The sequence below is a fragment of the Enterobacter sp. 302C9 genome (assembly GCF_034106085.1).
Lineage (GTDB): Bacteria > Pseudomonadota > Gammaproteobacteria > Enterobacterales > Enterobacteriaceae > Enterobacter > Enterobacter asburiae_B.
The window spans coordinates 124,861-148,691 of record NZ_JAWNBW010000008.1 but is presented as its reverse complement, the minus strand read 5'-3'; the positions used below and the strand labels follow the sequence as shown (position 1 = coordinate 148,691).

The 23,831-nt window shown below is 57.4% G+C and carries 17 protein-coding genes; 7 read left to right on the top strand and 10 right to left on the bottom strand.

Annotated elements, in window-relative coordinates; translation table 11 throughout:
- Position 1 precedes the first annotated feature (1 nt).
- Together feoB and feoC are read left to right on the top strand one after the other, a co-directional pair.
- A complete protein-coding gene (feoB, locus tag UR289_RS15935) occupies positions 2 to 2,320 on the top strand; it encodes a Fe(2+) transporter permease subunit FeoB (RefSeq protein ID WP_320710880.1) in 2,319 nt (772 codons plus the stop codon).
- Between the two features lie 10 nt (positions 2,321 to 2,330).
- Entirely contained in the window at positions 2,331 to 2,567 is a 237-nt protein-coding gene (gene feoC, locus UR289_RS15930; RefSeq protein ID WP_048976275.1) for a [Fe-S]-dependent transcriptional repressor FeoC, read from the top strand.
- Between the two features lie 33 nt (positions 2,568 to 2,600).
- On the opposite strand, the gene UR289_RS15925 is transcribed toward feoC, so the two are convergent.
- On the bottom strand, positions 2,601 to 2,870 hold the full coding sequence (locus UR289_RS15925) for a YdgH/BhsA/McbA-like domain containing protein (RefSeq protein WP_033146824.1): 270 nt from the start codon (positions 2,868 to 2,870) through the stop codon (positions 2,601 to 2,603).
- A 111-nt stretch (positions 2,871 to 2,981) separates the two neighbouring features.
- The gene (bioH, locus tag UR289_RS15920) at positions 2,982 to 3,755 is read right to left on the bottom strand and encodes a pimeloyl-ACP methyl ester esterase BioH (protein WP_033146825.1); all 774 of its coding nucleotides are present in this window, start codon (positions 3,753 to 3,755) and stop codon (positions 2,982 to 2,984) included.
- A 36-nt stretch (positions 3,756 to 3,791) separates the two neighbouring features.
- On the opposite strand from bioH, the gene gntX reads away from it, so the two are divergent.
- From gntX to gntT, 3 genes are all read left to right on the top strand, one after another.
- Positions 3,792 to 4,475: a DNA utilization protein GntX gene (gene gntX, locus UR289_RS15915; protein ID WP_064673699.1), complete on the top strand. Its 684-nt coding sequence runs from the start codon at positions 3,792 to 3,794 to the stop codon at positions 4,473 to 4,475.
- A 61-nt stretch (positions 4,476 to 4,536) separates the two neighbouring features.
- Positions 4,537 to 5,112, top strand: a complete 576-nt coding sequence (nfuA, locus tag UR289_RS15910) for a Fe-S biogenesis protein NfuA (protein WP_008503055.1) — start codon at positions 4,537 to 4,539, stop codon at positions 5,110 to 5,112.
- Positions 5,113 to 5,502: 390 nt separating this feature from the next.
- On the top strand, positions 5,503 to 6,819 hold the full coding sequence (gene gntT / locus UR289_RS15905; protein WP_039263070.1) for a gluconate transporter: 1,317 nt from the start codon (positions 5,503 to 5,505) through the stop codon (positions 6,817 to 6,819).
- 80 nt (positions 6,820 to 6,899) lie between these two features.
- Here the strand turns inward: gntT and malQ are convergent, their stop codons facing one another.
- The gene (malQ, locus tag UR289_RS15900) at positions 6,900 to 8,981 is read right to left on the bottom strand and encodes a 4-alpha-glucanotransferase (RefSeq protein WP_320710875.1); all 2,082 of its coding nucleotides are present in this window, start codon (positions 8,979 to 8,981) and stop codon (positions 6,900 to 6,902) included.
- A 9-nt stretch (positions 8,982 to 8,990) separates the two neighbouring features.
- Positions 8,991 to 11,384: a maltodextrin phosphorylase gene (gene malP, locus UR289_RS15895; RefSeq protein WP_087823632.1), complete on the bottom strand. Its 2,394-nt coding sequence runs from the start codon at positions 11,382 to 11,384 to the stop codon at positions 8,991 to 8,993.
- 586 nt (positions 11,385 to 11,970) lie between these two features.
- Here malP and malT point away from each other — a divergent pair.
- Positions 11,971 to 14,676 carry an HTH-type transcriptional regulator MalT gene (malT, locus tag UR289_RS15890; RefSeq protein WP_029742188.1) on the top strand — a complete coding sequence of 902 codons (2,706 nt, stop codon included), beginning with the start codon at positions 11,971 to 11,973 and terminating at the stop codon, positions 14,674 to 14,676.
- A gap of 62 nt (positions 14,677 to 14,738) precedes the next feature.
- Here the strand turns inward: malT and UR289_RS15885 are convergent, their stop codons facing one another.
- The 3 genes from UR289_RS15885 to glpE are packed head-to-tail and all read right to left on the bottom strand — an operon-like array spanning position 14,739 to position 16,724.
- Positions 14,739 to 15,497, bottom strand: a complete 759-nt coding sequence (locus UR289_RS15885; RefSeq protein WP_008503060.1) for a DeoR/GlpR family transcriptional regulator — start codon at positions 15,495 to 15,497, stop codon at positions 14,739 to 14,741.
- Positions 15,498 to 15,513: 16 nt separating this feature from the next.
- Entirely contained in the window at positions 15,514 to 16,344 is an 831-nt protein-coding gene (glpG, locus tag UR289_RS15880) for a rhomboid family intramembrane serine protease GlpG (protein ID WP_045888427.1), read from the bottom strand.
- Positions 16,345 to 16,391: 47 nt separating this feature from the next.
- On the bottom strand, positions 16,392 to 16,724 hold the full coding sequence (gene glpE, locus UR289_RS15875; RefSeq protein ID WP_006177908.1) for a thiosulfate sulfurtransferase GlpE: 333 nt from the start codon (positions 16,722 to 16,724) through the stop codon (positions 16,392 to 16,394).
- 302 nt (positions 16,725 to 17,026) lie between these two features.
- Between glpE and glpD the strand changes: the two genes are divergently transcribed.
- Positions 17,027 to 18,535 carry a glycerol-3-phosphate dehydrogenase gene (gene glpD, locus UR289_RS15870; RefSeq protein WP_320710872.1) on the top strand — a complete coding sequence of 503 codons (1,509 nt, stop codon included), beginning with the start codon at positions 17,027 to 17,029 and terminating at the stop codon, positions 18,533 to 18,535.
- A 95-nt stretch (positions 18,536 to 18,630) separates the two neighbouring features.
- On the opposite strand, the gene glgP is transcribed toward glpD, so the two are convergent.
- From glgP to glgC, 3 genes are read right to left on the bottom strand one after another with little or no spacing between them, the layout of a single operon-like run.
- Positions 18,631 to 21,078, bottom strand: a complete 2,448-nt coding sequence (gene glgP, locus UR289_RS15865) for a glycogen phosphorylase (RefSeq protein WP_029740650.1) — start codon at positions 21,076 to 21,078, stop codon at positions 18,631 to 18,633.
- Positions 21,079 to 21,096: 18 nt separating this feature from the next.
- Entirely contained in the window at positions 21,097 to 22,530 is a 1,434-nt protein-coding gene (glgA, locus tag UR289_RS15860; RefSeq protein WP_023309509.1) for a glycogen synthase GlgA, read from the bottom strand.
- Positions 22,530 to 23,825 (bottom strand): glucose-1-phosphate adenylyltransferase, encoded by a 1,296-nt coding sequence (gene glgC / locus UR289_RS15855; RefSeq protein WP_023337914.1) that lies wholly within the window; start codon positions 23,823 to 23,825, stop codon positions 22,530 to 22,532. Before glgC ends, glgA begins: the two co-directional genes overlap by 1 nt.
- Positions 23,826 to 23,831: the final 6 nt, after the last annotated feature.

Here is a 23,831-nt window from a genome sequence, read left to right as displayed (position 1 = left end):
AATGAAAAAGTTAACTATTGGCTTAATTGGCAATCCTAATTCCGGCAAGACTACGCTTTTTAACCAGCTAACCGGAGCCCGCCAGCGCGTGGGCAACTGGGCGGGCGTGACGGTTGAGCGTAAAGAGGGCCAGTTCACGACAACGGACAACCAGGTGACGCTGGTTGACCTTCCCGGCACCTACTCCTTAACCACCATTTCGTCGCAAACCTCGCTCGATGAGCAGATTGCCTGCCACTATATTCTTGGCGGCGACGCGGACCTGCTGATCAACGTGGTCGACGCTTCCAATCTCGAACGTAACCTTTATCTGACGCTGCAGCTGCTGGAGCTGGGCATCCCCTGCATCGTGGCGCTCAACATGCTCGACATTGCGGAGAAACAAAAGCTTCGTATCGACGTCGATGCCCTCTCCGCGCGCCTGGGTTGCCCGGTCGTTCCGCTGGTCTCGACGCGCGCTCGCGGTATTGATGCGCTGAAGCTGGCCATTGACCGTCACCAGGGAAATCATGACATTGAGCTGGTGCATTACGCGAAGCCTCTCCTGCGCGAAGCCAATGTGCTGGCGCAGGAGATGGACAAAAGCATGCCTGCGAAACAGCGCCTGTGGCTCGGCCTGCAGATGCTGGAAGGGGATATCTACAGCCGCGCTTACGCCGGGCATGCGGCTGATAAGCTGGACGCGACGGTGGCCCGTCTTAGCGACGAGCTGGACGACCCGGCGCTGCACATCGCCGATGCGCGTTACCAGGCCATCGCCTCGATTTGCGACGTTGTCAGTAACGCGCTGACGGCAGAGCCCAGCCGCTTTACGGCAGCGGTGGATAAAGTTGTGCTTAACCGCTTCCTCGGTTTGCCCATCTTCCTGCTGGTGATGTACGTGATGTTCCTGCTCGCCATTAACATCGGCGGCGCACTCCAGCCTATTTTCGACGCCGGTTCCGTCGCGGTCTTCGTCCACGGAATTCAGTGGGTGGGTTACACCCTGCACTTCCCGGAATGGTTAACCATCTTCCTTGCACAGGGGATCGGCGGCGGTATCAACACCGTTCTGCCGCTGGTGCCGCAGATCGGCATGATGTATCTGTTCCTCTCGTTCCTGGAAGATTCCGGCTACATGGCGCGCGCCGCGTTCGTGATGGATCGTCTGATGCAGGCGCTGGGTCTGCCGGGTAAATCCTTCGTCCCGCTGATTGTCGGCTTCGGCTGTAACGTACCGTCGGTGATGGGCGCACGCACCCTGGATGCGCCACGTGAACGTCTGATGACCATCATGATGACGCCGTTTATGTCCTGCGGTGCCCGTCTGGCCATCTTTGCGGTCTTTGCCGCAGCCTTCTTTGGTCAGCAGGGCGCGCTGGCGGTCTTCTCGCTGTATGTGCTGGGCATCGTGATGGCTATTCTTACCGGTTTAATGCTGAAGCACACCATCATGCGCGGTGAAGCGTCGCCGTTTGTGATGGAGCTGCCGGTGTATCACGTGCCGCATCTGAAAAGCCTGGCGATCCAGACCTGGCAGCGCCTGAAGGGCTTTGTGCTGCGCGCCGGTAAGGTGATTGTCATCGTCAGCATTTTCCTGAGCGCGCTGAACAGCTTCACCCTCAGCGGGCAGGCGGCAGATAACATCAACGACTCTGCCCTCGCCTCCGTCAGCCGCGTCATCACGCCGGTCTTCAAACCGATTGGCGTGCATGAGGATAACTGGCAGGCAACCGTCGGGCTATTCACCGGCGCGATGGCAAAAGAGGTGGTTGTCGGCACCCTGAACACGCTTTACACCGCAGAGAACATTCAGGAACAGGAATTTAATCCGGCAGAGTTTCATCTCGGTCATGAACTACTGGGTGCCGTAGAGGAGACCTGGCAGAGCCTGAAAGATACCTTCAGCCTGAGCGTGCTGGCGAACCCTATTGAGGCCAGCAAAGGCGACGGCGAAATGGCAACAGGTGCCATGGGCGTGATGGGCGAGAAATTTGGCAGCGCGTCCGCGGCCTACAGCTACCTCATCTTTGTTCTGCTCTACATTCCGTGCATCTCCGTGATGGGGGCGATTGCCCGCGAGTCCAGCCGCGGCTGGATGGGCTTCTCAATCCTGTGGGGGTTAAACATTGCGTACTCGCTGTCGACGCTCTTTTATCAAACCGTTAATTTCAGCCAACATCCGCGCTACAGCCTGGTCTGCATTCTCGCGGTTGTGCTGTTTAACGTGATAGTGCTCGGTTTGCTGCGGCGTGCGCGCAGCCGCGTCGACATCGACCTGCTGGCAAACCGTAAAACCGCCGCGACCTGCTGCAGCAGCCCGGCGGGCGACTGTCACTAAGGAGCAAACCATGGCATCGTTGATTCAGGTTCGTGACCTGCTGGCACTGCAAGGGCGAATGGAGGCGAAACAGCTGAGCCTCAGCCTGCATACGCCGCAGCCGATGATCGATGCCATGCTGGAAAGACTGGAAGCCATGGGGAAAGCCGTGCGGATTCAGGAAGAAGCGGACGGTTGTCTCTCCGGCAGTTGTAAAAGCTGTCCGGAAGGAAAGGCCTGCCTCAGGGAGTGGTGGACGCTGCGTTAACAAAGCCGGGCATCGCTGCCCGGCTTTATCGTATTACTTGTAGACGTCCGCCGTTGCGCGTACGTTTTTGGTCTGTTTTTCTGCACTGGTGACGACATAGTACGTTCCGCCCAGCTCATCCGCTTTCTTCGACAGCTCTCTGCGAGCATCCATCGGCGCGGTGGTGTCAGACGTAGAAATCTCACCAATTTTCGTCAGATTCATGCCGGCAACTTTATCTTTTTCCAGCTCTTTTGCCGCAAAGACGCCAAATGACAGTGACCCAATAACCAGAGAAGTGACAATACCTGTAACAAGTTTCATAGCCTGACTCTCCATAGGATTGTTGTTTTGATTATCGTAGGCAGAACAACCGCAACGACATCTGGAGTATGGTTGCGGTGTGTTACTTTTTCCAGGCAGGATAGAAAATAATCAGTCGAAACGTTGACTTAACGCAATCAGCGCTGAACAAAATTCCGTCGGATGAGAGATAAACGGGGCATGTGCGGCTTTGGCAATAATCTGCGATTCACTCTCCGGCCAGAGTGAATCCAGCAGCGGAACCACTTTGCGCGGCACAATCCCGTCGAGATAACCGTAGATACGCAGGTGCGGCACCGTCAGCGCGGCCAGCGGCTCGCGCAGGTCAACCGTTTTCAGGAGCTCAAGTCCGCCGTTAAGCACCTCAACCTCCGGCATCGGCAGCGAAAGCACGGTCTGCTTCAGCGTTCGGGCATCCTTACGCGCGGTGTCAGTGCCCATTGTCTGCAATGCCAGGAACCGCTCTACGGTCCGCTGGAAATCTTCGCTCAGCTGCTGCTGGAAGCCCGCCAGCACGTCAGGCTTGATCCCCGGCCACTCTTCCTGCGCGCTAAAACAGGGCGATGACGCCACCGTCACCAGCGCTTTTACGCGTTCAGGCTGCGACAGCGCAATCTGGCTCGCCACTAGCCCGCCCAGGCTCCAGCCCAGCCAGACCGCGTTTTGCGGCGCAGCGTCCAGAACCTGCTGCGCCATTTCATCAAGCGACAACGCGCCATACCCGCGGCTGCGGCCAAAGCCGGGTAAATCCACCAGATGCAGCGTGAAATGCGAGGCAAGTTCCTCACGTATGCAATGCCATATCTCCGCATTCAGGCCCCATCCGTGCAGCAGCACAAGATGGCAATTTCCTGTCCCTACGGTCTGCCACCACAGCGTCTTCATCAGTTACTGTTCTCTTTTTTCACATGGAGGTTGCACATGCTAACAGTACCCGGCTTGTGCTGGCTATGCCAAATGCCGCTGGCGCTCAGCGGGTGGGGCGTCTGCTCCGTCTGCACGCGATCGCTGCAATGGCGTATCGGGATCTGTCCACAATGTGGTTTACCGGCCACGAACCCCTCGTTGCCCTGTGGCCGCTGCCTGAAAAAATCCCCGCCGTGGAGCGCGCTGGTGGCAGTGGATGATTATGTTCCGCCGCTGAACAGGCTGATCCACGCGCTGAAGTTTTCCGGGCAGAGCTCGCTGGCACAGCCCCTTGCCCGCCTGCTGTTGCTGGCGGTTTTGCAGGCGAGACGTCACCGGGCACTGCCGAAAATTGACATGGTGGTGAATGTCCCTTTATACCGACATCGGCACTGGCGGCGCGGCTATAACCAGAGTGATCTGCTCTGCCGTCCCCTCGCACGGTGGCTCGGCTGCCGGTATGAGGCCCGCGCGCTGACACGCGTTCATGCCACCGCCATCCAGCATCAGCTCAGCGCACGGCTTCGCAAAAGAAACCTCAAAAATGCCTTTCGCCTTGAATTGCCGGTCGACGGTCTCCATATCGCGATTGTGGATGATGTCGTCACCACGGGCAGTACCGTTGCTGAACTTTCCCGACTGCTTTTGCGAAGCGGCGCCGCGTCGGTTCAGGTATGGTGTCTGTGCCGTACCTTGTAGCCCTTCTTCAATGGGCGTATGATTATACCCAGGTAATTTAGTCAACTATTAGGCCAAAGCTATGATCCGTATTTCCGATTCTGCACAAGCGCACTTTGCCAAACTGCTGGCAAATCAGGAAGAAGGGACGCAGATCCGCGTGTTTGTGATTAATCCAGGCACTCCGAATGCAGAATGTGGTGTTTCTTATTGTCCTCCGGACGCTGTGGAAGCGACTGACACTGCCCTTAAATTTGAACAGCTCACAGCCTACGTTGATGAGCTGAGCGCACCGTATCTTGAAGATGCGGAGATCGACTTCGTCACCGATCAGCTGGGTTCTCAGCTGACCCTGAAAGCGCCGAACGCGAAAATGCGTAAAGTGTCTGACGATGCCCCGCTGATGGAGCGCGTTGAGTATCTGCTGCAATCCCAGATCAACCCACAGCTGGCGGGCCACGGCGGTCGTGTTTCCCTGATGGAAATCACCGACGAAGGTTTTGCCATTCTGCAGTTTGGCGGCGGCTGTAACGGCTGCTCAATGGTCGATGTAACGCTGAAAGAAGGGATCGAGAAGCAGCTGCTGAACGAGTTCCCGGAACTGAAAGGCGTGCGTGACCTGACCGAGCACCAGCGCGGCGAGCACTCTTACTACTAATTCAGTATCCGTCTGTATCGCCCGGTGGCGCTGCGCTTACCGGGCCTACAGAAATAGTGAGGTCTGATGCCCTCACCCCCGGTCCTCTCCCACGGGAGAGGGTGAAAACATTAAAAACGGTAACCTCATGGTTACCGTTTTGCGTTTACCTCCCATATGTTGACCTGCGTCTCATAATTCAAATTTAGCCTCCCAGGGTGATTCTCAATCGAGCCATGTTACCCGTATCATTCTCGTGGGCACTCAGCATCCTTATAACAGCCGACTAAACTTAATGGTTTCGAAGGCATCAGTATGAGTGCCGTTAACACTCTGTTCCCAGTTGGGACAATCGGAATTTGTCGTTGAAACAATGACGTTACCCATAACAATTCAAAGGCCAGGTAAATCATGCCATTAGTCATCGTTGCTATCGGTGTTGTGTTATTACTGCTCTTGATGATCCGTTTCAAAATGAACGGATTTATCGCTCTGGTTCTGGTGGCACTTGCAGTCGGTCTGATGCAGGGTATGCCGCTGGTTAAAGTTATCAGTTCCATCAAAGCCGGCGTCGGCGGCACGCTCGGCAGCCTGGCGCTGATCATGGGCTTCGGCGCCATGCTCGGCAAAATGCTGGCAGACTGCGGGGGCGCGCAGCGTATCGCCACCACGCTGATTGCCAAATTTGGCAAGAAGAACATCCAGTGGGCGGTGGTATTAACCGGTTTTACCGTCGGCTTCGCGCTGTTCTATGAAGTGGGCTTCGTGCTGATGCTGCCGCTGGTGTTCACCATCGCGGCTGCGGCAAACATCCCGCTGCTGTATGTCGGTGTGCCAATGGCTGCGGCGCTGTCCGTGACTCACGGCTTCCTGCCGCCGCACCCGGGCCCAACCGCTATCGCAACCATCTTCCACGCGGATATGGGTAAAACCCTGCTGTTCGGTACGATTCTGGCGATCCCAACCGTGATTCTGGCGGGCCCGGTTTATGCCCGCTTCCTGAAAGGCATTGATAAGCCGATCCCGGAAGGTCTGTACAGCGCCAAAACCTTCACCGAAGAAGAGATGCCGGGCTTTGGCGTCAGCGTCTGGACCTCTCTGGTACCGGTGATCCTGATGGCGATGCGTGCCGTGGCGGAGATGATTCTGCCGAAAGGTCATCCGTTCCTGTCCGTTGCGGAATTCCTCGGTGACCCGGTCATGGCAACGCTGATTGCGGTGCTGATCGCGATGTTCACCTTCGGCCTGAACCGCGGTCGTTCAATGGATCAGATCAACGACACGCTGACCTCGTCCATCAAAATCATTGCCATGATGCTCCTGATCATCGGCGGCGGCGGCGCATTCAAGCAGGTTCTGGTCGACAGCGGCGTGGACAAATACATCGCTGCCATGATGCATGAAACCAACGTGTCGCCGCTCCTGATGGCCTGGTCTATTGCCGCGGTTCTGCGTATTGCGCTGGGTTCTGCGACCGTTGCGGCGATCACCGCGGGCGGTATCGTTGCCCCGCTGATTGCGACCACGGGTGTTAGCCCTGAGCTGATGGTTATCGCCGTCGGTTCCGGTAGCGTGATTTTCTCTCACGTTAACGATCCTGGCTTCTGGCTGTTCAAGGAGTACTTCAACCTGACGATCGGTGAAACCATCAAGTCCTGGTCCGCGCTGGAAACCATTATTTCGGTGTGCGGTCTGGTCGGGGTACTGCTGTTGAATATGGTGGTTTGATGTAAAAAAGCCGGGTGGCGCTGACGCTTACCCGGCCTACATTCTATTCCCTCTCCCTCCGGGAGAGGGTTAGGGTGAAACTACCGCTTCTTGCCCACCGCCCTTCTGCGTTTGTCCAAATCCTTAATCAGCTTGTTCACCCCGTCATCGGCAAACATCTTCTCAAGCGATGTGGACAGCTTGCGACGCCAGTTCTTGTACTGATAGCTGGTGCCCGGAATGTTCACCGGCTCCGCCATATCAATCCAGTCTTCCGGCTGCAGACCCAGCAGGGCGCTGTTGCTGTCGGCAATATAGCGCTGCAAGCCGCGATTGAGGGTAGCGGTCATCGACATCAATGACGCCTTATGTCCGGCACGTTTCGGCAGACAGCCCTGCTTGTGCAGCGCATCCAGCAGCCCCTGTTTGGAGAGCTCGCGATCCTGATACAGGCCGCGCAAAACCTCTTCATCAGGGTACAGCCCGAGCGTTTTGCCGAGCGTCAGATCGCCGCTTTCCCAATAGCCACGAAGCGTAGGAAGGTCATGCGTCGTCGCGACTGCCATTGACTGTTCAGGGTACGCTTTCGGCGCGCGGAAGGTTTTCTCATGGTCGTTTTCAAAATAGAGCACTTTATAGGAGTAGACGCCGCTGTCGCGGAGCTTGCTGACAATTTCCACCGGCACGGTACCGAGATCTTCACCGATCACCATGCACTGGTGGCGTTTACTTTCCAGGGCCAGGATCGACAGCAGATCGTCAACCGGATACTGCACGTACGCCCCGTGATCGGCCGTTTCACCGTACGGGATCCACCACAGACGCAGCACGGACATCACGTGGTCGATACGCAGCGCGCCGCAGTTCTGCATGTTCGCGCGCAGCAGGTCGATGAACGGCTCATAGGCGCGCGCCGCCATGACGTGCGGATCCATCGGCGGCAACCCCCAGTTCTGACCGAGCGGGCCAAGGATATCCGGTGGCGCGCCGACGGAGGCTTTCAGACAGTAAAGCTCACGGTCGCACCAGGTTTCCGCGCCGCCCTCTGCCACGCCGACGGCCAGATCGCGATACAGGCCGATCGGCATCTTATAGCCCTGGCTCACCTGCCAGCAGGCAGCAAACTGGCTGTACGCCAGCCACTGCAGCCACAGGTAGAAGTCCACTTCATCGGCATATTTTTTACAGAACGCTTTTACTTCAGGCGTGTCGACGGACTGATACGCTTCCGGCCAGACCGGCCAGCCCCAGCGCATTTCGTCCTCCTTCACCTGATACGCGTGCAGCGCATCAAACGCCGCCTGCCAGTACAGGCTCTCGCCCTCCTGCGTCACAAACTGGCGGAACGCGGCCATCTGCTCGTCATCGCGCTGCGAAAAGGCTTTCCACGCCAGACGCAGCGCGGCCATTTTCAGCGCCGTGACGGTGGAATAGTCCACCCAGTCCGCGTCGCGCGCCTGCTTCAGGGCCTGCTGCGTGGTGCTGAGTTTCCACCACGCCTGCGCCTCTTTGCTGTTTTTGAAATCATCTAACGCGTTAACGTCGATATAAATCACGTTCAGCCAGCGACGGGACGACGGGCTGTACGGGCTGGCGCTCTCCGGGTTGGCCGGATAGAGCGCGTGGATCGGGTTGAGCCCGATAAACGCGCCGCCGCGCTCGCCTACATCCACCAGCATCTTTTTCAGATCGCCAAAATCACCGATGCCCCAGTTGCTGTCGGAGCGCAGGGTGTAGAGCTGCACGCAGGCGCCCCACAGCTTTTTGCCTTCGAGCAGCGCCTGCGGCTCGTAGCAGCGTTTTGGCGCGACGATCACCCGGCAGTGGAAACGACGATCGTCCTGGGTGAGCGTTAAGGTGTGATACCCCTCCGGCAGCTTCGCCGGAAGGTTTAAAGTTTTGCCGCCGGTGGCGTTGCCTTTGTGCTGATGCCCCTCTTCGGTGGTAAGCAGCCAGCTAAACTCGCCGCGCCCCTCCACCGCCAGCGGCATCTTTTTGCCTGCGGTGAACACCTTCACGTTCGGCACCGGCGCAACCGACGCTTTCGCGTCGGCTTTGTGCATGGCATCCAGCAAACGTCTTTTGGTGTCGGCGCCAATAGACTGCGGTTTGCCGTGCGCATTAATGTAACTGAGGCTGATCCCCGCCGCCTGCGCGGCGCTGTCCAGACGTTTACTCTCCATCGCGCTTCCTCAGCGTTTTGCCTGCCAGATACGGGCCTGATAATCACGGATTGAACGGTCAGAGCTGAACATACCGCAGCGGGCGGTGTTCAGAATGCACGCGCGGGTCCAGGCTTCCTGGTCGCGATACAGCACGTCGACCTGCTTTTGCGCTTCAACGTAGGCCGTGAAGTCCGCCATCACCAGATACGGGTCACCGCCGTGTTTGTCCATGCTGTGCAGCATCTGGTCAAACGCGTGCTTGTCGCCGTCGCTGTATTTACCGCTTTCCAGCTCCTTCAGCACCGCGTCGAGCACTTTGTCTTTCTTACGCCATTTCACCGGGTCATAGCCTTTGGCCTTGATGGCCTTCACCTCTTCCACGGTGTGGCCGAAGATAAAGATATTCTCTTCCCCGACCTTCTCGGCGATTTCGACGTTTGCCCCGTCGAGCGTACCGACGGTCAGCGCGCCGTTCAGCGCCAGCTTCATGTTGCCGGTACCGGACGCTTCTTTACCTGCCGTCGAGATCTGCTCGGAAATATCCGCCGCCGGGATCAGCATTTCAGCCGCCGAGACGCAGTAATCCGGCAGGAACACCACCTTCAGCTTGTCGCCCACTTTCGGATCGCTGTTGATCGCCGCCGCCACTTTATTGATGGCGAGGATAATGTTTTTCGCCAGGTAATAGCCCGGTGCCGCTTTCGCACCGAACAGGAACACGCGCGGCACGCGGTCGGCCTGCGGGTTCTCGCGGATCTCTTTGTACAGCGCCAGAATATGCAGCAGGTTCAGGTGCTGGCGTTTGTACTCGTGCAGACGTTTGATCTGGATATCGAAAATGGCATTCGGGTTGATCTCAATGCCGGTACGCACTTTCACAAACTCCGCCAGGCGAACCTTGTTCTCCAGCTTGATCGCGCGGTACTGCTCGCGGAATTTCGCGTCGTCAGCGTATTTTTCCAGGTTGATGAGCTGGTCCAGATCGTTGGCCCACTCTTTCTTCAGGGTCTTATCCAGCAGACCGGCCAGCAGCGGGTTGCACTGCTTGATCCAGCGACGCGGCGTGATGCCGTTGGTCACGTTGTGGAATTTGGTCGGCCAAAGCTGGTGGTATTCCGGGAAGAGATCTTTGACCACCAGATCCGAGTGCAGCGCCGCCACGCCGTTCACCGCAAAGCCGCTGACCACGCACATGTTCGCCATGCGCACCTGCTTGTCATGCACAACCGCCAGCTTCGCCCAGACCGCTTTGTTGCCTGGCCAGGTTTTATCCACCAGGGTTTTAAACTGGTCGTTAATCTTGTTGATGATCTGCATGTGGCGCGGCAGCAGCGTTTTCACCAGCTTCTCATCCCAGCACTCGAGCGCTTCTGGCATCAGGGTGTGGTTGGTGTAGGCAAAGGTACGGCTGGTGATGGCCCAGGCGTCATCCCAGCTCAGCTGGTGCTCGTCGATCAGCACGCGCAGCAGTTCCGGGATCGCAATCGTCGGGTGCGTGTCGTTGAGCTGAATCACTTCGAAGTCCGGCAGCTGCGCCAGCTTGCGGCCCGCCAGATGATGGCGACGCAGAATGTCCGCCACGGAGCAGGCGCACTGGAAGTACTGCTGCATCAGGCGCAGCTTTTTACCGGCCAGGTGGTTGTCGTTCGGGTAGAGGACTTTGGTCAGCTTCTCGGCGTCGATGCCCTGCTGCTCGGCGCGCAGGAAATCGCCGTCGTTGAATTTGGTCAGGTTAAACGGATGCGCGTGCTTCGCCTGCCACAGACGCAGCGGCTGCGCCACGCCGTTACGGTAGCCGAGCACCGGCAGATCCCAGGCTTCACCGGTAATGGTGAACGCCGGTTCCCAGAGCCCCTGCTTTGTCACTTTCCCGCCAATACCGACCTGCACATCCAGCTGCGCGTTGTGGCGGAACCACGGATAGGTATTGCGATGCCAGTCGTCCGGCGCTTCCATCTGATGGCCATCGGCAAACGACTGACGGAACAAGCCATACTGATAGTTCAGGCCATAGCCAATCGCCGACTGGCCGACGGTCGCCATGGAGTCGAGGAAACAGGCTGCCAGACGTCCCAGACCGCCGTTGCCCAGCGCCGGGTCAATCTCTTCTTCCAGCAGGTCGGTCAGGTTAATGTCGTGTTCTTTAAGGACGTCACCAACGTCCTGATACCAGCCGAGGTTCAACAGGTTGTTGCCCGTCAGACGGCCAATCAGGAATTCCATTGAAATGTAGTTTACATGGCGCTGGTTCTTCACCGGCTTTGCCAAAGGCTGAGCATCCAGCTGTTCTGCGAGCGCACCGCTCACTGCCTGCCACCACTGGTGAGGCGTCATCTCGTTTGCAGCATGAAGGCCAAAACGCTGCCACTGACGCGTCAGGGCAGCCTGGAATTGAGCTTTGTTGAAGGTAGGCTGTGACATAGGGGATCGGCATCCTTTAGAAAGAAAACACAAGTTGGCGCTAGTGTGCCTGGCTCATTTCCCCTCTTCCTCCTCCTGTGGGGGATTAGACAGGGAGGAGTAGCGGGGATGAGCATAAAAGTGTGATCGAGGCCACTCTCAGAGCATAGTTCGAGTGTGCCCGGAAGATAAAAAAGTAACCGGGGAGAATGTCAAAGAAATGAAATGCAGTTTCGGGTGAAATTAATCCGTTCTGAAATGATTACTTACGTAGAATAATAATTTAGCCATCGGGACACATCTCAAAAGACTATTACTCTCACTCAACTTTACCCGCACTTTATTAAATTTGACGTCACTATACCTTTCTGAAACCAGTTTCAGCGCAGCGGCAATGTATACAGACAAACCAGCAGTGACGCGGCGTTACGGCCCTTTCGAGAAAGTTCCAACATTTGCCTGAATGTTTTGTGACAGAGTGCAAATTCAGAACCACAAAACCCAGACATAACTTGCAATAGTTCTCTTTCTGTTCGACCTTATATCGTATTAATTACGAAGCGCAAAAAAAATAAAATCTCTCGTTCCCCACAGTGAAGTGAAACCTATGTTGATTCCGTCTAAATTAAGTCGCCCGGTTCGTCTTGACCATACAGTGGTCCGCGAGCGTCTGTTGGCTAAACTTTCCGGCGCGCATAATTTCCGACTGGCGCTGGTTACGAGCCCTGCAGGCTATGGAAAAACAACGCTCATTTCGCAATGGGCCGCGGGTAAAAGCGATCTTGGCTGGTACTCCCTCGACGAGGGCGATAACCAGCAGGAGCGTTTTGCCAGCTATCTGATTGCCGCCATACAGCAAGCCACCCATGGACACTGCGTCGCCAGTGAGGTGATGGTGCAAAAGCGCCAGTACGCCAGCCTGTCCTCCCTTTTCTCTCAGCTGTTTATCGAACTGGCCGAATGGCATCGTCCGCTTTACGTGGTGATCGACGATTACCATCTCATCACGAATCCGGTGATTCATGAATCGATGCGTTTCTTCCTGCGCCATCAGCCGGAAAACCTGACTTTAGTGGTGCTGTCACGCAACCTGCCGCAGCTGGGTATTGCCAACCTGCGCGTGCGCGATCAGCTTCTGGAAGTGGGCAGCCAGCAGCTGGCCTTTACCCACCAGGAAGCGAAACAGTTCTTTGACTGCCGCCTGACATCACCGATTGAGGCCGCCGAGAGCAGCCGTCTGTGTGATGACGTTGCCGGCTGGGCCACGGCGCTGCAGCTTATCGCGCTCTCTGCCCGACAAAACAACAGTCCGGCGCATCAGTCTGCGCGGCGTCTGGCGGGCATCAACGCCAGTCACCTTTCCGACTATCTGGTGGATGAGGTACTGGACAGCGTCGATCCCTCGACGCGTAATTTCCTGCTGAAAAGCTCGCTGCTGCGTTCCATGAACGATGCGCTTATCGTGCGCGTAACGGGCTGTGAAAACGGTCAGCTGCAGCTCGAAGAGATTGAACGTCAGGGCCTTTTCCTGACGCGCATGGACGATCCCGGCGAGTGGTTTAGCTATCACCCGCTGTTTGGCAGCTTCCTGCGCCAGCGCTGTCAGTGGGAACTGGCGGTTGAACTGCCGGAGATCCACCGCGCCGCTGCCGAAAGCTGGATGGCGCAAGGCTTCCCGAGCGAGGCCATCCACCACGCGCTGGCCGCCGGTGATGCCAGCATGCTGCGCGATATCCTCCTCAACCATGCGTGGGGCCTGTTTAACCACAGCGAACTTACCCTGCTGGAAGAGTCCCTCAAAGCCCTGCCGTGGGAAAGCCTGCTGGAGAACCCGCGTCTGGTCCTGCTGCAGGCATGGCTGATGCAGAGCCAGCACCGCTACAGTGAAGTGAACACCCTGCTGGCGCGCGCCGAGCAGGAGATGGAAAGCGAAATGGATACCACCCTGCACGGCGAATTTAACGCGCTGCGCGCTCAGGTGGCCATTAACGACGGCGACCCGGACGAAGCTGAACGGCTGGCGATGGTCGCGCTGGATGAACTGCCGCTGGCTAACTTCTACAGCCGCATCGTGGCGACCTCGGTGCACGGTGAAGTGCTGCACTGCAAAGGCGACCTCACGCGTTCGCTTTCACTGATGCAGCAAACCGAACAGATGGCGCGTCGTCATGATGTCTGGCATTACGCGCTGTGGAGCCTGATCCAACAGAGCGAGATTTTATTCGCGCAGGGGTTCCTGCAGGCCGCCTGGGAAAACCAGGAAAAAGCGTTCCAGCTGATTCGTGAACAGCACCTGGAACAGCTGCCGATGCACGAGTTCCTGTTGCGTATTCGCGCTCAGCTGCTGTGGGCATGGTCGCGTCTGGATGAAGCCGAAAGCTGCGCCCGCCAGGGTGTGGATGTCCTTTCCAGCTTCCAGCCTCAGCAGCAGCTGCAGTGTCTGGCGCTGCTGGTACAGTGCTCGCTGGCACGCGGCGATCTCGATAACGCCCGCAACCATCTGAACCGCCTGGAGAACCTGCTCGGCAACGGTCAGTATCACAGCGACTGGGTCTCAAACGCCGATAAGGTCCGGGTGATTTACTGGCAGATGACCGGCGATAAAAAATCCGCCGCCAACTGGCTGCGTCAGACGCCAAAACCCGAATTTGCGAACAACCACTTCCTGCAGAGCCAGTGGCGGAACATTGCCCGCGCGCAGATCCTGCTCGGTGAATTAGAGCCCGCAGAGATTGTGCTGGAAGAGCTGAACGAGAACGCGCGCAGCCTGCGTCTGATGAGCGACCTGAACCGCAACCTGCTACTGCTGAACCAGCTTTACTGGCAGGCGGGTCGTAAAAACGATGCCCAGCGCGTGCTGCTGGAAGCGCTGCAGCTGGCTAACCGCACCGGCTTTATCAGCCACTTTGTGATTGAAGGTGAAGTGATGGCGCAGCAGCTGCGTCAGCTTATTCAGCTCAACACGCTGCCGGAGCTGGATCAGCATCGCGCCCAGCGCATTCTGCGCGAGATTAACCAGCATCATCGACACAAGTTCGCGCATTTTGATGAGAACTTCGTTGAACGTCTGCTGAACCACCCGGAAGTGCCGGAGCTTATCCGCACCAGTCCGCTCACCCAGCGCGAATGGCAGGTTCTGGGTCTGATCTATTCAGGCTACAGCAACGAGCAGATTGCCGGTGAGCTTGCGGTGGCGGCGACCACCATCAAAACGCATATCCGCAATCTGTATCAGAAGTTGGGCGTGGCGCATCGTCAGGATGCGGTGCAGCATGCGCAGCAGCTGTTGAAGATGATGGGGTATGGCGTGTAGGACCTCTGCGGTCTGATGCCCTCACCCCGGCCCTCTCCCACAGGGAGAGGGAGAACGGCTTTTCAACACAACTCTAACTGCAAATTATTATCTTTAATCACCTGCATCACGCCCGCCGGCGGCATCACGTCGGTATAAACAGCATCCACCATGCTGATGCTGCCCATGTTTACCATCGCATTTCGGCCAAACTTCGAATGGTCTACCACCAGCATCACGTGACGTGAGTTCTCAATAATCGCGCGCTTGGTACGCACCTCGTGATAATCAAACTCCAGCAGCGAGCCGTCGCTGTCGATGCCGCTGATCCCGAGAATGCCGAAGTCGAGGCGGAACTGAGAGATAAAATCGAGGGTCGCTTCGCCAATAATCCCGCCGTCGCGGCTGCGCAGTTCGCCGCCCGCGAGGATGATGCGGAAGTCGTCTTTCTGCATCAGGGTATTGGCCACGTTCAGGTTGTTCGTGACCACGCGCAGGTTCTCGTGATCCAGCAGCGCATGGGCGACCGCTTCCGGCGTGGTGCCGATATCAATAAACAGCGTCGCCCCGTTCGGGATCTGGCTGGCGACCTTGCGGGCAATGCGCTCTTTCTCTGCCGTCTGCGTGGCTTTACGGTCATGCCAGGAGGTGTTGACCGAACTGGACGGCAGCGCCGCGCCGCCGTGGTGGCGAAGAATGCGGTTCTGATCGGCCAGGTCGTTCAGGTCACGACGGATGGTCTGTGGGCTGACGGCAAACTGCTCCACCAGCTCTTCGGTGCTGACGTATCCCTGTTTTTTTACCAGTTCGATAATAGCGTCATGACGTTGTGTTTGTTTCATCAATTATCCCTGAGAATTATGTTCGTTTTCGCGCATGGAGCGTGTCGGCAAAGGCCATCGCTAACCCCACGGCCAGCCCGGCGACGTGTGCACCGTTGGCGATAGACATACCAAACAGATCAAACCATCCGGCAATTAGCCATATTAACGCAAAGGTTATTAATCCGCGCTGCAGATAGATGCCGCTTTCCGGATCGCGCTCCCCGCGAAGCCAGACATAGCCCATCAGGGCATACACGACGCCCGACAGCCCGCCGAACCACGGCCCGCTGAACTTGTGCTGCACATAGCCGCTCAGCAGGGCGCTAATAAGGGTGATAACGATCAGCTTGCCGCTGCCCAGACGCTTTTCAACAGCGCCGCCGAGATACCACCACCAGAGCAGGTTAAAGAGAATATGCATCACCGAGAAGTGCATCAGCGCGTGGCTAAAGTAGCGCCAGACGTCAAACTCAAGAGACGGGTCATAGGGCCAGGCCAGGGCAATCATCACGCTCTGGTCGCCCACCACGTTCATAATGATGAAAACGATAATGCAGGCCGCCATCAGCAGCAGCGTAAACGGGCCGGCGCGCTCGCGGATGGTGGCGAGGAAGGGAAAACGGCTGTAGTGCAGTCCGCTGTCGGTCTGCCCGGACTGCCAGCTGGCCGCCAGATAGCGCGGGTCGCCGGGGTTCTCAAGAAAACGCGCCAGCTCTTCGTTTACGCGCGCGGCCTGGCTCTCGTCGGCCAGCCAGACGTCGGTCTGCGTATGTTGCTGAATGGTCAGAATAACGCCCTGCGTCGCCATATAGTCGACAAACGCCTGGGCGACGCGCGGGTTGGTAAAAGAGGTGATCATCAACATGGGCAGCGGTCGCTTATTTCCACACAAAAGGGGACAGTATAGCGGGATCAGCGCTCAAAAGCGTATTCCACTTCTGCCGGGAAATGACGATGCCAGGCATCGAAGCCGCCGTCGACGCTGTACACCGCGTCGTAGCCCTGCTGAAGCAGATACTGCGCCGCGCCTTTGCTGCTGTTGCCGTGGTAGCACATGACCATCACCGGCGTCTCGAAGTCGTTATCGCGCATAAACGCGCCCAGCGTGTCGTTAGTGAGATGAAACGCGCCCGGCGTGTGGCCCATCGCAAAACTCTGCGGATCGCGGATGTCCACCAGCACCGCTTTTCCCTGGTGCATCTTCTGGTGGGCTTCTTCTACGTTAATACATTCAAACTGATCCATGGTGTTCTCTTTCGCTTATTCAGGTTTTATGCCGCCTGCTGACCCTCACCCCTGCCCTCTCCCTAAAAGGGAGAGGGAGCAAACCATCCCCTCGCCCCTCTGGGGAGAGGGTTAGGGTGAGGGGAGAGAGCATCAGACCGCACTATTTTACCCCGTAGTGTACGTCCTGGCGGCGGGTAAACGCCATTATGTTATCCATATCACTCTAAATTGTTTTTTTGATGTTACCAAAAGCGCGTTCCTTTGCTATTATGAGCGATATCGAACATTTCTGAGCTTTAACGAAAGTGCATGAGGGTGTTATGGAAACCAAAGATCTGATTGTGATAGGCGGTGGCATCAACGGTGCCGGTATTGCGGTCGATGCCGCAGGACGCGGTTTATCCGTACTGATGCTGGAAGCTAACGACCTCGCCTGCGCGACGTCGTCCGCCAGCTCCAAACTGATTCACGGTGGCCTGCGCTACCTGGAACACTACGAATTCCGCCTGGTCAGCGAAGCGCTGGCCGAACGTGAAGTGCTGTTGAAAATGGCCCCGCATCTGGCTATTCCGATGCGCTTCCGCCTGCCCCATCGCCCGCATCTGCGTCCGGCGTGGATGATCCGTATTGGTCTGTTTATGTACGACCATCTGGGTAAACGCACCAGCCTCCCGGGTTCGAAAGGTTTGCGTTTTGGCTCAGAATCGGTCCTTAAGCCTGAAATCGTGCGCGGTTTCGAATATTCCGACTGCTGGGTGGACGATGCGCGTCTGGTGCTGGCGAATGCCCAGATGGTCGAGAAGAAAGGTGGCGAGGTGAAAACCCGTACCCGTGCGACCTCTGCCCGTCGTGAAAACGGCCTGTGGATTGTAGAAGCGGAAGACATCGATACCGGCGAGAAATTCAGCTGGAAAGCGCGCGGCTTGGTGAACGCTACCGGCCCGTGGGTGAAGCAGTTCTTCGACGACGGCATGCATCTGCCTTCGCCGTACGGCATTCGCCTGATCAAGGGCAGCCACATTGTGGTACCGCGCGTGCATACCCAGAAGCAGGCCTACATTCTGCAGAACGAAGACAAGCGCATCGTGTTTGTGATCCCGTGGATGGACGAATTCTCGATCATCGGTACCACCGACGTGGAGTACAAAGGCGATCCGAAGAACGTCGAGATCGACGAGAGCGAAGTGAACTACCTGCTCAAAGTGTATAACGCGCACTTTAAGAAACAGCTGTCACGCGATGACGTGGTCTGGACCTACTCCGGCGTGCGTCCGCTGTGCGATGACGAGTCTGACTCACCGCAGGCGATTACTCGCGACTACACGCTCGATATTCACGACGTTGACGGTCAGGCGCCGCTGCTTTCCGTGTTTGGCGGCAAGCTGACCACCTATCGCAAGCTGGCCGAGCACGCGCTGGAAAAACTGGCACCGTACTATAAAGGTATTGGCCCGGCGTGGACCAAAGGCGCGGTACTGCCCGGCGGTGATATCGGCGACAATCGCGATGATTACGCCGCGAAGCTGCGCCGTCGCTTCCCGTTCATCACCGAAGGGATGGCGCGCCACTATGCCCGCACCTACGGCAGCAATACCGAGCTTTTCCTGGCCGACGCGAAGGACATTGCGGATCTGGGCGAACATTTCGGCCACGAGCTGTACGAAGCCGAGCTGCGCTACCTGGTTGAGCACGAGTGGGTTCGTCGTCTGGATGATGCTATCTGGCGTCGTACCAAAGAAGGGATGTGGCTCAACGCCGAGCAACAGTCTCGCGTGGCGCAGTGGTTACAGCAAAATGCGGGGAAGCGTGAGCTGTCGCTGGCGTCGTAATACGATCGGTGCGGGCTGATGCCCTCACCCTGACCCTCTCCCACAGGGAGAGGGAACAAACACTAAAAACGGCAACCGAGGTTGCCGTTTTGCTTTTACAACCTCACCGGATCAATATGCCAGATCGTCTCGGCATACTCCTTGATGGTCCTGTCGGACGAGAAATAGCCCATATTGGCGATGTTATACATCGCGGCGCTGGTCCACTTCTCCTGCTGACGGTACAGCTCGTCAACCTTATCCTGACAGTCTACGTAGCTGCGATAGTCCGCCAGCACCTGGTAGTGATCGCCAAAGTTAATCAGCGAATCGACCAGATCGCGATAGCGGCTCGGTTCATCCGGGCTAAACACGCCGGTCGCGATCTGCGTCAGCACCTGACGTAACTCTTCATCCTCTTCGTAATATTGACGCGGCGAGTAGCCTTTCCTGCGCAGCGCCTCCACCTCTTCCGTCGTATTACCGAAGATAAAGATATTTTCTTCGCCCACGTGCTCCAGCATCTCGACGTTCGCCCCGTCCAGCGTACCAATGGTCAGCGCGCCGTTAAGGGCAAACTTCATGTTACTGGTGCCGGATGCTTCCGTACCCGCCGTGGAAATCTGCTCAGAGAGATCCGCCGCCGGGATGATCATCTGCGCCAGGCTTACGCTGTAGTTTGGAATGAAAACCACCTTCAGCTTGTCGCCAATGTCCGGATCCTGGTTGACCACCTTCGCCACGTCGTTGATGAGATGAATGATGTGCTTCGCCATGTAGTAGGCGGAGGCCGCCTTACCGGCGAAGATCTTCACGCGCGGCACCCATTCGGCCGTTGGATCGGCCTTAATGCGGTTGTAATGGGTGATCACGTGCAGCACGTTCATCAGCTGACGCTTGTATTCGTGGATGCGTTTGATCTGAACGTCAAACAGCGCTTTCGGGTTTGCCACCACGTTGAGGTGCATCGCCAGCCAGACCGCCAGACGCTTTTTGTTCAGCAGCTTGGCTTCGCGCACGGCTTTGTTCACCGTCGGGAAATCAATATGCTGTTCCAGCTCGCTCAGCTGGCTCAAGTCGGTACGCCAGGTACGGCCGATATTCTCGTCCAGCACCTCAGAGAGCGGCTGGTTGGCCAGCGCCAGCCAGCGGCGCGGCGTGACGCCGTTGGTCACGTTGCAGAACCGCGTCGGGAAGATTTTCGCGAAGTCCGCAAAAAGCGACTGCACCATCAGGTTCGAGTGGAGCTCGGACACGCCGTTGACCTTGTGGCTGATGACGACCGCCAGCCAGGCCATGCGCACGCGGCGCCCGTTCGATTCATCAATGATGGAAGCGCGGCTCAGCAGCCCGGTATCGTTCGGGTATTGCTCCTGCAGGGTCTTGAGGAAGTAGTCGTTAATCTCAAAGATAATCTGCAGATGGCGCGGCAGGATTTTGCCGAGCATGTCTACCGGCCACGTTTCCAGCGCTTCGCTCATCAGCGTGTGGTTGGTGTAGGAGAATACCTGACAGGTCACTTCAAACGCGTCATCCCAGCTGAACTTGTGTTCGTCGATCAGCAGGCGCATCAGCTCCGGTATGGAAAGCACCGGGTGGGTGTCGTTAAGGTGGATCGCGGTTTTCTCCGCCAGGTTGGCGTAGGTTTTGTGCAGCTGATGGTGGCGGCTGAGGATATCCTGAATCGTCGAGGAGACGAGGAAATACTCCTGACGCAGGCGCAGCTCGCGGCCGGAGTAGGTCGAGTCATCCGGGTACAGCACGCGGGACACGTTCTCGGAGTGGTTTTTGTCTTCCACCGCCGCAAAGTAGTCACCCTGGTTGAATTTACCGAGGTTGATTTCGCTACTGGCCTGGGCGCTCCACAGGCGCAGCGTGTTGGTGGCATCGGTGTCATAGCCGGGGATAATCTGATCGTAGGCCACGGCCAGGATCTCTTCCGTTTCTACCCAGCGGGATTTTTTGCCTTCCTGCTGGATACGTCCGCCAAAGCGCACCTTGTAGCGCGTATTGTGGCGCTTAAACTCCCACGGGTTGCCGTACTCCAGCCAGTAGTCCGGCGACTCTTTCTGGCGTCCGTCGACGATGTTCTGTTTGAACATACCGTAGTCGTAGCGAATACCGTAGCCGCGGCCCGGCAGCGCCAGCGTCGCCAGCGAGTCGAGGAAGCAGGCGGCGAGACGCCCCAGACCGCCGTTGCCGAGGCCCGGGTCGTTCTCTTCGTCGATCAGCTCTTCTAAATCTAACCCCATCTCTTCGAGTGCGGTTTTGACGTCGTCATAAATACCGAGCGATAACAGCGCGTTGGACAGCGTGCGGCCAATCAAAAATTCCATCGACAGGTAGTAAACCTGACGCGTTTCCTGCGAGAGCTGGGCGCGGTTTGAGCGCAGCCAGCGTTCCACTAAACGGTCACGCACCGCAAACAGGGTGGCGTTCAGCCACTCGTGCTTGTTGGCGATAACCGGATCTTTCCCGATGGTGAACATCAGCTTGTAGGCGATGGAGTGCTTTAACGCCTCAACGCTGAGCGTGGGTGAAGAGTAGCTAAATGGAGCGTTCATATCAGTAACTTCGCCTCGTTACATCAAGCGTTGATAGAGATCGCGGTATGACTGCGCCGCGACATGCCAGCTAAAGTCCATGGACATCGCCTGACGCTGAACGTAACGCCAGAGCGATGGACGGGACCACAAGACGAAAGCACGCCGAATCGCCCGAAGCAGCGACCAGGCATTACTGTCCTCAAAGACAAACCCGCTGGCGATACCGTCCGCCAGGTTTTCCAGAGAGCTATCGGATACGGTATCCGCCAGTCCGCCCGTGCGGCGTACCAGCGGCAGCGTGCCGTATTTCAGGCCATAAAGCTGCGTCAGGCCGCAGGGTTCGAAACGGCTCGGCACCAGGATGACGTCCGCGCCGCCCATGATTCGGTGCGAGAACGCTTCGTGGTAGCCAATCTGCACGCCCACCTGCCCCGGATGTTCCGCCGCGGCGGCAAGGAAACCTTCCTGCAGCACCGGGTCGCCCGCGCCGAGCAGCGCCAGCTGTCCGCCCTGCTCCAGTAAACCGGGCAGCGCCTCCAGCACCAGATCCAGCCCTTTCTGGCTGGTCAGGCGGCTGACCACCGCGAACAGCGGCACTTTGTCGTTAACCTTCAGGCCCATCGCAATCTGCAGCTGGCGTTTGTTTTCCGCTTTGTCCTCCACGGAATCACGGCCATAGCGCGCCGCCAGCAGGAGATCGGTTTCCGGGCTCCAGATCTGTTCATCCACGCCGTTCAGAATGCCTGACAGGCGGCCTTCGCGGTGGCGCTGTTGCAGCAACCCTTCCATGCCGTAGCCAAACTCCGGCTGGGTGATCTCACGCGCGTAGGTTGGGCTCACGGCGGTAATATGATCGGCGTAATACAGCCCGGCTTTCAGGAACGAGATCTGCCCGTTAAATTCCAGCCCGTGCATGTTATAGAACGATAATGGCAGATCGATTTCACTCATGTGATGGGCATAGTACATCCCCTGATACGCCAGGTTATGCACGGTAAAGACCGATTTCGCCGGGTGGCCGCGCGCCGCGAGATACGCCGGGGCAAGCCCGGCGTGCCAGTCGTGCGCGTGCACCACATCCGGGCGCCAGAACGGATCCAGCCCCGTCGCCATTTCTGCCCCGACCCAGCCGAGCAGCGCAAAGCGCAGCACGTTATCGGTGTAGGCGAACAGGTTCGTATCGTGATACGGGCTGCCCGGTCGATCGTATAAGTGCGGCGCGTCGATCAGGTAAATCCCTACGCCATTGTAATGTCCAAACAGCAGGGTGATGCGTCCGGCGAAGGTCTCACGGCGGGTCACCACTTTTGCATCGGGAATACCGCGCCGGATATCCGGAAAGGCGGGCAGCAGGACTCGGGTATCCACGCCTCCGGCGATTTGCGCCGCCGGTAATGCACCCAGAACATCTGCCAGACCGCCCGTTTTTAACAACGGGAACATCTCAGAACATACATGTAAAACCTGCATCATCGCTCCTGTTTGATCTGCAGCTTCCGCAACATTTCCCGTGTGACTAACACGATCCCCTCTTCCGAACGATAGAAACGACGCGCGTCTTCTTCCGCGTTCTCACCAATCACCATCCCTTCTGGAATGACGCAGGCACGATCGATAACGCAGCGACGCAGACGGCACGAGCGCCCTACCCAGACATCAGGCAGCAAGACTGCCGAATCGATATTACAGAATGAATTTATTCGCACGCGGGGGAACAGCACCGACTGCACCACCACCGAGCCTGAAATAATGCACCCGCCGGACACCAGCGAGTTCAGCGTCATACCGTGGCTGCCGGAGCGGTCCTGCACGAATTTGGCCGGCGGCAGCGATTCCATATGGGTACGAATCGGCCAGTTCTGGTCGTACATATCCAGCTCAGGCGTGACCGACGCCAGGTCGAGGTTCGCTTTCCAGTACGCTTCCAGGGTTCCCACATCGCGCCAGTAAGGTTCCGCATTGGGGTCGGACTGCACGCAGGACAGCGGGAAAGGATGTGCATACGCCATGCCAGCTTTAGTGATTTTCGGAATGATGTCTTTACCGAAGTCGTGGCTGGAGTTTTCGTCTTTGTCATCGTCTTCCAGCAGCTCATAAAGATAATCTGCATCAAAGACATAAATCCCCATGCTGGCGAGCGATTTGGTGTCATCGCCGGGCATGGTTGGCGGGTTCGCCGGCTTTTCAACAAAGTCGATAATTTTGTCGTCGGCATCCACGTGCATCACGCCAAACGCCGTCGCTTCAGCAACGGGCACAGGCAGACACGCTACGGTGCAGCGCGCCCCTTTTTCGACGTGGTCGATGAGCATGTGGGAGTAATCTTGCTTGTAGATATGGTCCCCGGCGAGGATCACGATGTATTCCGCGTTATAGCGGCGAATGATGTCGAGGTTCTGCGTCACTGCATCCGCCGTTCCGCGGTACCAGTTCTCACCGTGGACGCGTTGCTGAGCGGGAAGGAGATCGACAAACTCGTTCATCTCTTCGCTGAAGAATGACCAGCCGCGCTGGATATGCTGAACCAGCGTGTGCGACTGATACTGCGTAATGACGCCAATACGGCGAATGCCCGAGTTCAGGCAGTTGGAGAGCGCAAAGTCGATGATACGGAACTTACCACCAAAGTGAACGGCCGGTTTCGCGCGCTTGATGGTCAAATCTTTCAGACGGGTACCACGTCCACCCGCAAGTATCAGGGCAACCGTTTTTAATGGTAGCTGGCGTGCCAACATTAAGGGATCGTTCTTCTCTAATCTAACCATGACTAA

Bases quoted from the DNA above. Each gene is read 5' to 3' on its own strand.
- feoB (WP_320710880.1), top strand. From the start codon at position 2: ATGAAAAAGTTAACTATTGGCTTAATTGGCAATCCTAATTCCGGCAAG.
- feoC (WP_048976275.1), top strand. From the start codon at position 2,331: ATGGCATCGTTGATTCAGGTTCGTGACCTGCTGGCACTGCAAGGGCGA.
- UR289_RS15925 (WP_033146824.1), bottom strand. From the start codon at position 2,870: ATGAAACTTGTTACAGGTATTGTCACTTCTCTGGTTATTGGGTCACTG.
- bioH (WP_033146825.1), bottom strand. From the start codon at position 3,755: ATGAAGACGCTGTGGTGGCAGACCGTAGGGACAGGAAATTGCCATCTT.
- gntX (WP_064673699.1), top strand. From the start codon at position 3,792: ATGCTAACAGTACCCGGCTTGTGCTGGCTATGCCAAATGCCGCTGGCG.
- nfuA (WP_008503055.1), top strand. From the start codon at position 4,537: ATGATCCGTATTTCCGATTCTGCACAAGCGCACTTTGCCAAACTGCTG.
- gntT (WP_039263070.1), top strand. From the start codon at position 5,503: ATGCCATTAGTCATCGTTGCTATCGGTGTTGTGTTATTACTGCTCTTG.
- malQ (WP_320710875.1), bottom strand. From the start codon at position 8,981: ATGGAGAGTAAACGTCTGGACAGCGCCGCGCAGGCGGCGGGGATCAGC.
- malP (WP_087823632.1), bottom strand. From the start codon at position 11,384: ATGTCACAGCCTACCTTCAACAAAGCTCAATTCCAGGCTGCCCTGACG.
- malT (WP_029742188.1), top strand. From the start codon at position 11,971: ATGTTGATTCCGTCTAAATTAAGTCGCCCGGTTCGTCTTGACCATACA.
- UR289_RS15885 (WP_008503060.1), bottom strand. From the start codon at position 15,497: ATGAAACAAACACAACGTCATGACGCTATTATCGAACTGGTAAAAAAA.
- glpG (WP_045888427.1), bottom strand. From the start codon at position 16,344: ATGTTGATGATCACCTCTTTTACCAACCCGCGCGTCGCCCAGGCGTTT.
- glpE (WP_006177908.1), bottom strand. From the start codon at position 16,724: ATGGATCAGTTTGAATGTATTAACGTAGAAGAAGCCCACCAGAAGATG.
- glpD (WP_320710872.1), top strand. From the start codon at position 17,027: ATGGAAACCAAAGATCTGATTGTGATAGGCGGTGGCATCAACGGTGCC.
- glgP (WP_029740650.1), bottom strand. From the start codon at position 21,078: ATGAACGCTCCATTTAGCTACTCTTCACCCACGCTCAGCGTTGAGGCG.
- glgA (WP_023309509.1), bottom strand. From the start codon at position 22,530: ATGCAGGTTTTACATGTATGTTCTGAGATGTTCCCGTTGTTAAAAACG.
- glgC (WP_023337914.1), bottom strand. From the start codon at position 23,825: ATGGTTAGATTAGAGAAGAACGATCCCTTAATGTTGGCACGCCAGCTA.